This window comes from Actinoplanes sp. CA-142083, from assembly GCF_050942195.1.
GTDB lineage: Bacteria > Actinomycetota > Actinomycetes > Mycobacteriales > Micromonosporaceae > Actinoplanes.
In genome coordinates, this window is sequence record NZ_CP192076.1 from 7,159,147 (window position 1) to 7,171,577 (window position 12,431).

General features: G+C 73.2%; 6 protein-coding genes and 2 pseudogenes. 3 read left to right on the forward strand and 5 right to left on the reverse strand.

The genetic code is table 11. The features are described 5' to 3' along the window. Positions 1–7 precede the first annotated feature (7 nt). Positions 8–1,699: a hypothetical protein gene (locus ACQPZX_RS32925; RefSeq protein ID WP_433363865.1), complete on the forward strand. Its 1,692-nt coding sequence runs from the start codon at positions 8–10 to the stop codon at positions 1,697–1,699. After that, on the forward strand, positions 1,696–1,899 hold the full coding sequence (locus tag ACQPZX_RS32930; RefSeq protein WP_433363868.1) for a hypothetical protein: 204 nt from the start codon (positions 1,696–1,698) through the stop codon (positions 1,897–1,899). The genes ACQPZX_RS32925 and ACQPZX_RS32930 overlap by 4 nt, the downstream gene beginning before the upstream one ends. Here the strand turns inward: ACQPZX_RS32930 and ACQPZX_RS32935 are convergent. Then, positions 1,884–3,047, reverse strand: coding sequence for a glycosyltransferase family 4 protein (locus ACQPZX_RS32935; protein WP_433363870.1), 1,164 nt, complete (start codon positions 3,045–3,047; stop codon positions 1,884–1,886). The two genes, ACQPZX_RS32930 and ACQPZX_RS32935, sit on opposite strands and share 16 nt — an antisense overlap. Positions 3,048–3,062: 15 nt before the next feature. Continuing rightward, the gene (locus ACQPZX_RS32940; RefSeq protein ID WP_433363873.1) at positions 3,063–4,115 is read right to left on the reverse strand and encodes a DUF3068 domain-containing protein; all 1,053 of its coding nucleotides are present in this window, start codon (positions 4,113–4,115) and stop codon (positions 3,063–3,065) included. Between the two features lie 74 nt (positions 4,116–4,189). Here ACQPZX_RS32940 and ACQPZX_RS32945 point away from each other — a divergent pair. Continuing rightward, positions 4,190–5,386 (forward strand): annotated as a pseudogene (locus tag ACQPZX_RS32945) (acyltransferase family protein); the annotation flags it as partial. Between the two features lie 1,520 nt (positions 5,387–6,906). Here the strand turns inward: ACQPZX_RS32945 and ACQPZX_RS32950 are convergent. From ACQPZX_RS32950 to ACQPZX_RS32960, 3 genes and pseudogenes are all read right to left on the reverse strand, one after another. Beyond that, positions 6,907–10,443, reverse strand: a pseudogene (locus tag ACQPZX_RS32950) (alpha-(1->3)-arabinofuranosyltransferase domain-containing protein); the annotation flags it as partial. Continuing rightward, complete coding sequence (locus tag ACQPZX_RS32955; protein WP_433363876.1) at positions 10,440–11,213, reverse strand: SDR family oxidoreductase; 774 nt, start codon at positions 11,211–11,213, stop codon at positions 10,440–10,442. The gene ACQPZX_RS32955 and the pseudogene ACQPZX_RS32950, both read right to left, overlap by 4 nt. Then, the gene (locus ACQPZX_RS32960) at positions 11,210–12,400 is read right to left on the reverse strand and encodes an acyl-CoA dehydrogenase family protein (RefSeq protein WP_433363879.1); all 1,191 of its coding nucleotides are present in this window, start codon (positions 12,398–12,400) and stop codon (positions 11,210–11,212) included. Before ACQPZX_RS32960 ends, ACQPZX_RS32955 begins: the two co-directional genes overlap by 4 nt. Positions 12,401–12,431 lie beyond the last annotated feature (31 nt).

Below are 12,431 nucleotides of genomic sequence, written 5' to 3' on the forward strand. Positions count from 1 at the left end.
TGCCGTCGTGGTGGCGGTCCTGGCGCCGCTCGTCCGTGCCGGCTACGTGCTGCGCTACGACATGGTCTTCGTCCCCCGGCAGCCGCTGACCTGGAACCTGCTGGCGCCCGTCGGCACGATGCCCCGGGCCGTGCCGGAGGACGCGCTCGTGAGCCTCTCCGCGCTCCTCGCGCCCGGCTGGCTGGTGCAGCGCCTGGTGCTCGCCGGCATTCTCGCCGCGGCAGCCATCGGCGCCGGCCGGCTCGTGCCCACCCGGCGCGGCCTCACCCGGCTGGTCGCGGCGCTCGCCTACGCCTGGAGCCCGTTCCTCGCCGAGCGGCTGCTGATCGGCCAGTGGGGCCTGCTGATCTGCTATGCCGCGCTGCCGTGGCTGGTCGGCGCGGCGCGTGACCTGCGGCTGGGCCGGCCGGGCGCCGGCGCCCGGCTCGTGCTGGCCGCGGCCTGCGCCTCGGTGACGCCGACCGGCGGGGTCATCGCGATGGTCACGACGGCCGTCCTGGTCCTCGGTGGGCGGCCCACCGCCAAGCGGCCGGCCGGGCACACTCCCACCGATCCGGCCTGGCACCTTAGCCGCCGCCGGGGAAACCTCGTCGTGATCGGGGTCGTCGCGCTGAACGCGCCCTGGCTGGTGGTGGCCGTGACGTCGCCGATGATCCGGGTGTCCGGCCCGGAGGTCGTGGCCATGTTCGCGGCCCGCGCCGAGAACTGGGGCGGCGCTCTCCTCGCGCTCGCCGGCACCGGCGGCATCTGGAATGCCAACGCCGCACCCGCGAGCCGCGCCGGGCAGCTGGTCCCGCTGATCACGATCGCCCTGGTCGCCGTGGCCGTGGTCGGATTCTGGCCACTCCGCCGGCGTTGGCCGGACGGCACCGCGACCCGCTTCGCGTGGCTCGCCGGCGGCGCCCTGCTGCTGTCGTCGGTCGGCGTGCTGCCGGGCACCCGCGGCGCCCTGGGCTCCGCCGTCGATCTGCTGCCGGGCGCGGGCCTGTTCCGCGACGGGCAGAAGTTCGCCATGCCGTACGCGCTGCTGCTTGCCGTTTGTCTGGCGCTGGGCGCCGAGCGGATCGCCGACCGGCTCCCGGCCGTCGGCGGCCGTCTCGTGCTGGCCGGCTTCCTGCTGCTGCCGGTGGTGGCGCTGCCCGACCTGGCGTGGGGCGCCGGCGGAAAGCTGCGCCCGGTCGAATATCCGGCGGAATGGGCCACCGTGGCGGCGGCGATAAGGGCCGATCCCGGACCCGTGGTGTCGCTGCCGATGTCGGCTTACCGGGCCTACCCGTGGAATCCGGGGACGATCGTGTACGACCCCGCGAACCGCTACCTGCCGGCCACGGTCATCATGGACGACCGCCTGCGGATAGACCGGGGCCACGGCAGCTCCACAACGATCCGCGGTGAGAGCGAAGTGGCGGAGACCGTGCAGGAGCGGCTCAAGACCGGAGGCCCGGCCGCCGACGACCGGATCCGCTGGGTGCTCGTGCAGGTCGACGCCGCCGGGAGCGTGCCGGCGACGGCATTGGACGGGCTCGTACCGGTCCATCGTGGACCGAGTCTGGAGCTGTACGGCAACCCGGATTACCGCGCCCGGGGCGAAGCGCCGGTATGGGCGCTGGCCGGCTACGCATTGGCCGGACTGGTCATAGCCATCGCGGGATGGCGACGTTTGGCCCTTGGCAGAGCGATGAGGAGGAAATCCCGATGATTATGTTCAAGACCCTGATCGTCGGCGCCGCGGTGGGCGCGCTGCTCGCCGTCGTCGGTGTCGCGGCCGCGATGGCGGCGCTCAACCCCACGGCCAAGGAGGTCGCGACCGAGATGGCCAGCCAGGCGAGCTCGAACGGCGAGGCGGGCAAGGCGGCCGCCGACCCGATCGAGCCGCCGACCTTCTACGGCGCCCGCTGATCGGCGAGCAGCCCGTCGACGAGGGCGGCGAGCTGCTCCCCCGCGGCGGTCCAGGTGAAGCTTTCCGCGTACGCGCGCGCGGCCGTACCCATCTGCCCGCGCGCCTGGTCGTCGGTGAGCAACCATCGGATCTTCGCGACGAAGTCGTCGCGGTCCTCGGCGAGCAGGCCCGTCTCGCCGTCCCGGATCGCGTCGCACACGCCGCCCCCGCTCCGGAACGCGATGGCCGGAGTCTCGTGCGCGGCGGCCTCCATAATGGTCAGGCCCCAGCCCTCCTTGAGCGACGGGACCAGCGCCACCCAGCCCCGCGACAGCAGCTCGTGTTTGGTGCGCTCGCTCACGTATCCGGCGAACTCGGTGCGGCTCTCGACGCCGAGCCGCGCGGCGTACTCCCGCAGCCGCGGCTCCCACCATCCGCGGCCGGCCACGATCAGCCGCAAGCCGGGCAGGTCCGGCGCGAGCGCCGCGAGGGCATCCAGCGCGTATTCGACCCGCTTGTGCGGCACGAGCCGCCCGAGAACCACGAGACATGGGTACGCGGCGCGGACGGCCGGCTCCCCACCCGTACGGGAAAGGCCGTTTTGAATTATGGAAATGCGTGGGCCGTTGATGCCGAGGCGCACCAACTCGTCGCGGGTGGCCGCCGAAACCGTGACGTAGCGGCATTGCCGGTAGATGCGCGGCGCCACGCGGGATTCCAGCCACCAGCCGAACCGGCCGCGCCAGTCGCCGAACACCACCGGCCACTGCTCGCGATGCACGTGATGCACCACCACGACGGTCGGGCATCGGGCGTACAACGGCGACAGGAACGGCACCCCGTTGCAGACATCCACAATCAAATCCGGTCTTCCGCGTACGCCTGCGGCAAGGCGCCCGAGTTTGCAGGCGCCCGCGAGGTACGTAATTGCCGCGCGCAGGTACACCGTGTGCCGCCCACCGCGCCGCAGGACGTGGACGTCGGTGGGAAGCACCTGCTCGGCGAGCGCGCCGTCATGCGCCGCGCACAGCAGCGTCACCCGGTGGCCGCGGGCCACCAGCTCGGCCGCGATCCGCTCGGTGTAGACCTCGGAGCCTCCACCCTCGGGGTTCCGGGTGTCCCGCCAGTTGAGGAAGAGGATATGGCGGGCCGCGGTCGCGGCGGGCACGGCGGCGGGCGGCCGTCAGCCTTGCGGCACAGTGGACGGCTCGGGTTCGGCGGCGTGCGCCGGGGCGTGCTCCTTCGGCGGCGCGACGCGTCGCGTGATCATCAGCCCGGCGACGATGGCCAGCAGCCCGCCGACCAGCAGCCCGATCGGCAGGTAGCGGCCGTAGAGCAGCAGCTGGGACCGGCCGTCCTTGGCCTGCTTCACAATGGCGTCGGCGGTGGCCTGGTCGTAGGTGAAGGTCGCGTCGAGAATGTCGATGGGCGCCCCGGTGTCCGGCACCAGCTGGCGGTGCTGCTGCTCGCGGTAGGCCACGATGGCGCCGGTCATCGGCTCCACCCACAGGGTGCGGGAGGCCTCGTAGTTCATCGTCGCGCTCTTCGCCTTCGGCGCCAGGAAGCCGATGAGCCCGGCGAGCGTCTCGTCGTCGGCCTCGATCTCCTGCTGCGGCACCGTCTGCTCGAAGCGGTATGTGGGCATGCCGGCGACGTCGTCGTCACCGCGGTACTGCATCGGCAGCGCCTTGCGCAGGGTTCCGTCGAAGTACTGGTACGTCGTCTTCTCGGTCCCGAACGGGAAGAGGTAAAGCTGCCCCGAGTACTCGATGTTTCCCGGCTCGCACGTGGTCGCGTCCTGCTTGGTGACCTTGACGTCGTTGTAGCACTGGCCCTCCCACGGGACGGCCGCGCCGGACTTGCGGTCGAGCGCGATGCGGCTCTCGGCCCGGTTGATCGGCACCTGCTCGTCGACCCAGTCTGTCGCCTGATACACGTTCCAGATAAGAGTGTTTCCAGCGAGGTCGCCGGTCAGATCGGCTGCAGCCTGGTAGTCGGGCTTGACGCCGGTCATCGAACGCAGCGTGCCCGACTCGACGGCAATTCTCGGTTCGCCGTTGGCCAGCAGGCGGGCGCTCACAAACTTCGCATTCGGGGCCATGACCACGACGTCTGGCGGCTTCAGATCGTACGGAACCTGACTGAGGGCGGGGACGATCAGCCATGCGAGGGCCGCCGCGGCAACCACGCAGAGCAACCCCAGGCCGAACAGCGTCGCGCCGGCAACTCGCCGCATCGTAGCACCTCCCATGGACTAGAACTCGTTATAATCTACTGCCGCGTAACCGACGACGAAACCCCGGGAGAACGATGTCTTCCGACGACGTATCGGCACCACCCCGCCTGCCCGCCCTGGACGCGCTCCGCGCCGCCGGCGCCGCCGCCGTGGTCGGCGTGCACGTCGGCTTCGCCACCGGCTGGGGCGCGGGCCGCTGGGGCGGCATGGTCGTCCGGCTCGACGTGGGCGTCGCGGTCTTCTTCGTCCTCTCCGGATTCGTGCTGTTCCGCCCGTTCGCTTGGGCGCGCGCACACGGCGACCGCCGCCCCGGCGTCGGCGCCTACCTGTGGCGGCGCGCCCTGCGGATCCTGCCCGCCTACTGGCTCACCGTGGCCGTGTGCTTCCTGGTATTGCCGAACAACGCCGGCGTCTCCTGGGTGGAGTGGCTGCGGTACGCCACGTTCACGCAGTTCTACGACCGCGGGCATCTGCACGACGCGCTCGGCCACACCTGGAGCTTGACCGTCGAGGCCGTGTTTTATCTGATGCTGCCGCTGCTGGCGGTGCTCGCCCTGGGCAAGTCGTGGCGGCCTCGGCGCACGGCCCTGATCCTCTGCGCGGGCGGGGCGGTCGTCACCCTGGGCTGGTTCGCCGCGATGGCCACCGGCCGCCTCGACATGGGGCTGCACACGATGTGGCTGCCCGGTTTCGCGGTCTGGTTCGCCGCCGGGATGGCGATGGCCACGATTCAGGTAGCTGTGGCGACCGGCGGCCGGTCGGTCCTGACCGAGGCAGCCAAGGCGCCGCTGACGTGGTGGGCGCTCGCGGCTGGGCTGTTCGTGGTCGCCGCTACCCCATTGACCGGGCCGCGCGACCTTGCCGAGCCCACGCCCGGCCAGTACGCCACCAAGGTGTTGCTGTTCCTCGGGGTGGCGGTCGCGATCGTGCTGCCGGTCGCCTTCGCCGGCCCCGGGCGGGTCACGTCGGCGCTCTCCGCTCCCGTCGCCCGGTGGCTGGGGATGGTCTCCTACGGCTTGTTCTTGTGGCACCCGCTGGTGCTGGCCCTGCTGCACCCGGTCATGACCGCTGAGACGTTCGCCGGCGTAATGCGGGTGTACCTGCTGACCGTGGCCGGCGCGTTGGTTCTGGCCACGCTGAGCTGGTACGGCCTGGAGCAGCCGATGCAACAGCTCGGTCGCCGTCGGCTCAGCCGCGCCTCGCGGGCCGGCGCTCAGGCCCCGCCCTCACCCCGACCGGTCGAAAAGGAAACGACCGAGCCGTCCGCCGCAAGGCCGTTCGCCGCTGCGCCGTCCGCCGCTGCGCCGTCCGCCGCTGCGCCGTCCGTCGCAGGGCCGTCCGTCGCAGGGCCGTCCGCCGCAGGGCCGTCCGCCGCAGGGCCGTCCGCCGCACGGCCGCCAGCCGCACGGCCGCCCGTCGCGGGATCGTCCGTCGCAGAGCCGTCCGAGCCGGCGCGGGCGCCATCGGCCGAGCCGGCCTCCGCAGCGTCAGCCGAGTCGGCGGTACCGCGGACGAACGGCAACGGCAAGGTGCCCAGCCAGAGCGCGACGAAAGCCGCCAGTCCCGCGAGCTGAGGCCCGAGCGCCACGTGTGGGCTGTCGGATCGCAGCGACAGCACGCAGGCAACGGCGAAGAGACCAGCCGGCGCCCATCGTTCGCCGCGCAGCACCGCCCGCCGCAACTCGCGACGTGGCTCGCCGCGCGCGGCCCGCATCGCCGCCCACGACCCAAGCAAGGCCAGAACGCCGAGCAACGCCAGCGTCGCCCCCGCGTATCCGCCGACCACGACAAGGAGAACGGCGCCCCACGCCGTCAGGAAGCCATCGCGACGACGGCGCCGCCGGACAGACGCAGTAGGCGACACGCCGCCCACAGCGCCGGCCGAAAGAGCAGCAGACAAGCCAGCCGGAGGGGCGGCAGACGAGCCAGCCGGCGGGGCAGCGGACGAGCCGGCCGGAAGGGCAGCGGACGAGCCGGCCGGAAGGGCAGCGGACGAGCCGGCCGGAAGGGCAGCGGCTGCCACGACGGCCGCAGCCAGGACGGCGCCGCCGAGGAGGCCGGCGCGGTAGAGGCTGTCCGGGGCGAATTCGATGGTGGCCACGCCGGACAACCCCGCCGGAACGATCCAGGCCTGCTGCCACCCGTCGACCACGATCGGGCGCAGCGTCTGGCCGCCGATCCGCGCGCGCCAGCCCGCGTTGGTGTTCTCGCGGAGCACCAGGACCCGTGCCGACGCCCACGGCGCGAGCGTGACCCGCCTCCGGTCGGCGTCCCACCGGTCGATGGAGAGCACGCTGTCCACCGGCACCGCGGAAGCGCCGCCGGCGGCGGGCAGGAGCGCCATCCGGGTCGGCAAAGCCGCAGCGCTACCGGTCGCCACGACACGCACCGCGCCCTCCGCCGTGCCCGGCCGCGCCGCATCCTCGGCCGTGCCCGGTCGCGCCGCATTCTCCGCGGTGCCCGGTCGCGCTGTCCCCTTAGCCGTGCCAGGCGCCGCATCCTCAGCCGTGCCGGGCCGCGCCGCATCCTCAGCCGTGCTGGGTCGCGCCGCACCCGCGGTCGTGCTTGGCCGCACCCGGTCGGTCTCGCACAGTCGCATCGGGAGCTCGCGGCGTGCGAGCAGGTCGGAAACCGTTGCGGTGAACGACGTGCGGATCCGCCGGCCGCCGATCTCGAGGGTCGGGCCCGTGCCGCACGGTGCGCGGACCACGGTGTTCGGTCCGGCGGGAGCGGACTGCCGGTGATCGGAAAGCACGGTCAGCTCGCCCACGCCGACCGGCAGTCGCTCGAAGCGATTGTCGTAGGGGCTGAACGAGATCGCCTCCGGCGCCCCGCCGAACAGCACCGTGATGTCGTCGGTGTGCACCGGCGGGTTGAAGACGAACTGCCCCTGGGCATCGAGGGTGCCGGAACGCGAACCCTCGTCGGTCTGCACCGTCACCGCCCACGGGTGCGCCGCCGCGGCCCGATTGGGCAGCGTGATGCGCAGGCCGGTGACCGTCCGCGCGGTGAACCAGTCGAGCCGCAGCCACGGCGTGCGGTCCTCGTCGCCCGCGTACCAGACCGTTTCGGGATTGCCGTCGACCACCGTTCCGGCCCGGGCGGCGGGATCGGCCACCCCGGTCGAGGAGGCGGTCACCCAGGGCGTGTCCGGTCCGGCGATCGCGCGGTCGAGCAGGGCATCGACGGCCGGTCCGGCGCGCGGCCTCGCCCACAGCCGGGCGGTGTAGGTGCCAGGCAGGGACCAAGGCACCGTACGGTCGAGGACCGAGCCGTCCTCCGAGCCGCGCGCCGCCGTGGCGGCGCAGTAGGGCAACCCGAGGGCGAAGAAGCACGAAGGCACGGACGGCGCCGCCCCGAGCAAGACCGTCGGCGCCTTCGCGGAAGACGCCGTCCCTGCACTGGCGGGAGTCACCCCGCTTGGGGAGGAAGCCACGCTCGTGGGGGCCGCCACGCCGGGCGACGAAGCCGCGCTCCGGGGAGCCGCCCCGCTTGGGGAGGATGCCGCACTCGCGGCCGCGCTCGTGGGAGCCGCCATCGCGACCGTGCTGTCCCCGGCGGCGGCGGACGGCTCGGCGGGCAGGACCAGCGTGCGGCGCGCCGATACGCCGGGGATGGCCAGTTCGGCGATGCCGACGCCGCCGTAGCCGAGCCGCACGCTCCAGACCGCCGTGATCTCGACGGTGACCTTGGTGACCGCAAACCACCCTTCGAGCGGCACCGTCACCGTCTTGTCCGCGACCGGGACCTCGCGCCGCTCGCCGCCGGCCTGCACGGCGATCCGGGTGGGGATGGCGTCGGCGCCGAGGTCGAAGGTGAGCCGCACCTGCTTGATCCGGCGCGGCTGGTCGAGGGCCACGGTAAGCCACTGCCCGACCGCCGCGGTGCCCGGTGCCGAGCGCCACGAGGTCGACGCGTCGCCGTCGAGTGCCGCGTAGGGCAGGTGCTCCGGGCGGTTGCCGGTGAGCGTGAGTGCCTGGCTGTATGCGCTCGACGCCGTGATGCCCCGCACCCCGAGGTAGCGCGCGACGGTCTGCCAGCGGACCGCGTCGGTGGGCGAGTAGTCGTGCGCGGGCTGCGTGAGCCGCCACGGGTCGGTGGCGGTCATCGTGGCCGACGCGTTGTCGCGCGCCTGCCCGAAGGTGACCTCCCGGCGTCGCAGGCCGTCGGTGACGACCGTGCCGCCCGTGGCGAGGCCTGCGGGCAAGCCGAGGCCGCCCGCACCTGTGGCGGCGACCCCGGCGGCGGGCACCGTAGGCGCGGAGGAGGACGAGAAGGCGCGCGCGGTGGGCGCGGAGGACGAAGAGCGTGCGGTGGGCGCGGAGAAAGTGGCGCGCGCGCTGGGCGCGGAGAAGGTGGCGCGCGCGGTGGGCGCGGAGGAGGAGCTGAGCGCTTCGAGGTCGGAGGCGAGCACGGTGGGAGCCGGGCTCAGCTGACCCGCTTCGGCGAGTGCGAGCAGCGACTCCGGGCCGCCCACTACCGTGCGCACGTCGGACAGGTCGTAGGCGCCGATCGGCGCGGCCGCGTCGGTCACCTCCCATACCTCCAGCGCGGTCACCGCGACATCCAAGCCTCGATCCACATAGGATCCGGACGGCTGCCCTCCGACGGGCGGGCCGAAACTGGTGACCGGGCGCAGGCCCGGCGAAGCGGCCAGGGCGGAGCGCACGATGAGCTGCCGCAGCGAATCGGTGCGGCCGGTGTCGAGGTCGGCTCGGATCAGCAGGTATCGCACGCCGGAGCGGGAAAGCAGCGCGGCCAGGCCGGGTGAGCCCTCGCCGGAGGCGAGCACACCCTCGACGGTGTCGAGCAGGCGGACGGTGGTGGGCGGTACGAGTGGGATCGAGTTGCGTACAGCCCAGCCTGAGCTCAGCAGCGGCTGGACCATCTCGTCGCCGGGGGCGCCCCACAAATAGCTCGGGAAGCGGGCGCCGGGCACGACCAAGGTGCGGCCGGCGCCGGCGTGCGCGTCGAGCCATGCGGTTGCCGTACGCCAATATTGCGGGACCTCGGCGAACGTGCCCTGACTCGGCAGACCGCCGGCGAAAGCCGGCCCGGCGGCGACCGCGAGCGCCGTGCCCACAGCGGCAGCGACAAAAGCGGCACCAACAGAAGCGGCAGCGACAGAAGCGGCGGCGACACGAACGGGCCGGAACAGAGCGTGCCGTGCCCGCAGGACGATGCCGAGCAGATGGGTGAGGCCGAGCACGAGCGGCAATCGCAGCAGGACATCGAATTTGTGCAGGTTGCGCAGCGGCGCGCCGGCCCCGTCGAGCCAGGTGCGCACGGCCTCGGCGCCGGCGGCGGGCACCGCGGAGAGATGGCCGAGACCTACGACGGCCAGTCCGGTCAGCGCCGCCGCGATGAGGAAGCGCCGATGCGGCAGGCCGCGCCGCGAGAGGCCGGCGAGGCCGAGGCCGGCCAGCACCATCGTGGCGATCACCAGCGGCGTCTCGACGGCCAGCCGCCAGCCCGCCGGCCAGCTCGGACCGTAGGCACCGCCCAGATAGGCGAGCCAATGCGAGGCGCCACGCACGCTGCTCACCACATCGGTGGTGCGGGTGGTGGTCGCGGCGGTCTCGATGTATTCGAGGAACGGCGGGCTGTACCGGCCGAGCAGCAGCAGGGGCACCACCCACCAGGCCGTCGCGCACGCGACCGCGACACCCCAGGCGGCGCCTACCTTCAACCGCCGGCGCCATGGCCGTACGGTGAAAAGCCACAGCAGCGGCAGCGGCAGCACCGCGACCACCGCGGTGGCATTGACCCCGCCGGCGGTCGCCACCGCGAGCGCGGAAAGCGCGACCGCCCGCACCAGCCGCCGCGTGGGAAGCGGGCCGTTGGCCAGGCCCACCAACGGGAGCAGGACCCAGGGCGCGATGGCGGTGGGCCAGGCCTCGACCGACACCGGGCCGAGCTCGCTGAGGATGCGCGGGGAAAGGGCGAAGGCCACGCCGCCGATGAGCCGGGCCGCGGGCGTGCCGATGCCGAGCCGCCCGGCCAGCAGCACCACGCCGGTGAAGGCGGCGCACAGCAGCAGCGCCCACCACAGGCGCTGCACGGCCCAGGCGGGAACGCCGAGCAGCTTGCCGAGGGCGAAGAACGGGCCCATCGGCCACAGGTAGCCGTACGCCTGGTTCTGCATCTGGCCGAAGTTGCCGGACGGATCCCAGGCGTGCAGCGCGCGGGCCAGCCACGCCTCGGGCGCGACCACGAGGTCCACTTTGGTGTCCGGCACGATCCGGCCGGGCTGCTGCCAGAACGACAGCGCGGTCAGCAGCACGCAGCAGGTGGCCACGCGCAGCCGCCACACCACGGTCGCGGTCACGGGTGCTGGCTGCTCACGGAGATCACCTCGCCGGTGAGGTACGAGGCGTAGTCGCTAGCCAGGAACGCCACCACCGTGGCCACCTCCCAGGGGTGCGCGGCCCGGCCGAACGCCTCGCGCCTGGCGAGACCCTCCAGCTCCTCCGCGCCGATCACCTTGGTGAGAAAGGGATGCATCGCGAGGCTGGGCGCGACCGCGTTGACCCGGATCCCGTGTGCGGCCACATCCAGCGCGGCGCAGCGCGTGAACGCCATGACTCCGGCCTTGGCCGCCGCGTAATGTGCCTGCCCGGCCTGCGCCCGCCAGCCCAGCACGGAGGCGTTGTTGACGACCGCGCCGCCACCGCCCTGCGCGATCATCTGGCCGAGCGCCGCGCGGGTGCACCGGAACGTTCCAGTGAGCGTGACGTCGAGGACTTTGCCCCACTCGTCGTCGCTCATCTCGGTGACCGGCCGATTGCCGCCCAGCCCGGCGTTGTTGATCATCACGTCGAGCCGCCCGAACTCCTCGACCGCCCCCGCGATGAGCCCGCGCACCGCGTTCTCGTCGGTCACATCGCAAATCAAATGCCCAACCCGTTTCGGGTACGCCTCCGTCAGGCGTTCCCGCGTCTCGGCCAGGCGCCGCTCGTGGCTGTCGCTCAGCACCACGCAGGCGCCCTCGGCCAGGCAGCGCTCGGCCACCGCGAAGCCGATGCCCGTGCCGGCCGCGGCGGTGACCACCACGACCTTGTCGTCGAGCAGCCCGTGCCCCGCCGGCGGGGTGGTCACCGGCGATCCTGCCTCGGCAGGCCGAGGACCCGCTCGGCGAGGATGCCGCGCTGGATCTCGTTGGAGCCGCCGTAGATCGTGTCGGCCCGGCTGAACAGGAACAGCCGCCGCCAGCGGTCGACCTCGGCGTCGCCGGCGGTGGCCGCGATGCCCGCGGGGCCGAGCACGGTCATGGCGAGCTCGCCGAGCCCTTGCCGCCAGCGCGACCACAGCAGCTTGATGACCGTGGCGGTGCCCATGGTGGGCGGCGCGGCCAGCACGCGCAGGGTGTGCGCACGAAGGACGGTCAGGTCGATCCAGGCGCGCGTCAGCTTCTCGCGCACGGCGGGATCGCCGACCGCGCCCGTGCGCCGGGCCAGCGCCACGAGGTCGTCGAGGTCGCGCTGGAAGCCGACCTGCTGGCCGACGGTGGCCGCGCCGCGCTCGAAGCCGAGCGTCGCCATCGCGACCCGCCAGCCCTGGCCGGGCTCGCCGACCACCAGGTCGCGCTCGGTGCGGGCCTCGTCGAAGAAGACCTCGTTGAACTCGCTGTCGCCGGTCAGCTGGCGGATCGGGCGCACCGAGACGCCGGGCTGGCGCATCGGCACGAGCAGATAGGACAGTCCGGCGTGCCGGGAAGCGCCCTCGGGCACCGGCGCGGTGCGGGCCAGCACGAAGCACCAGTCGGCCACGTGGGCAAGGGAGGTCCACACCTTTTGCCCCGTGAGCACCCACTGGTCACCGTCGAGCCGGGCGCGGGTGGTGACGGCGGCCAGGTCGGAGCCGGCGCCGGGCTCGGAATAGCCCTGGCACCACAGCTCGGTCGCCGAGGCGATGCCGGGCAGGAAGCGTCGCCGCTGCGCGTCGGTGCCGAGCGCTATGAGGGTGGGCCCGACCATGGTGATGCCGATGTGGTCGACGCGACCGGGAGCGCCGGATCGCGCGTACTCCTCGTGGAAGATGACCTGCCGCGCGAGGGACGCGCCCTGCCCGCCGTGCTCCACCGGCCAGGCGAGGGTGCTCCAGCCGGCCGCGGCCAGGCGGCGGGCGAAGTCGAGGCGTTGCTCGAAGGCCTCGTTCTCCCGGCCGGCGCCGCCGGCGCCGCGCAGGTCACCGGTCACGTTCGCGGCGAGCCAGTCCCGGATCTCGCGCCGGAACTGCCGGTCATCGTCCACTGGCGTCGCCTCCCGCTCCACGCGTAGGCTCACCCTACCAAGCACTTGCTTGGTTGACCATGCC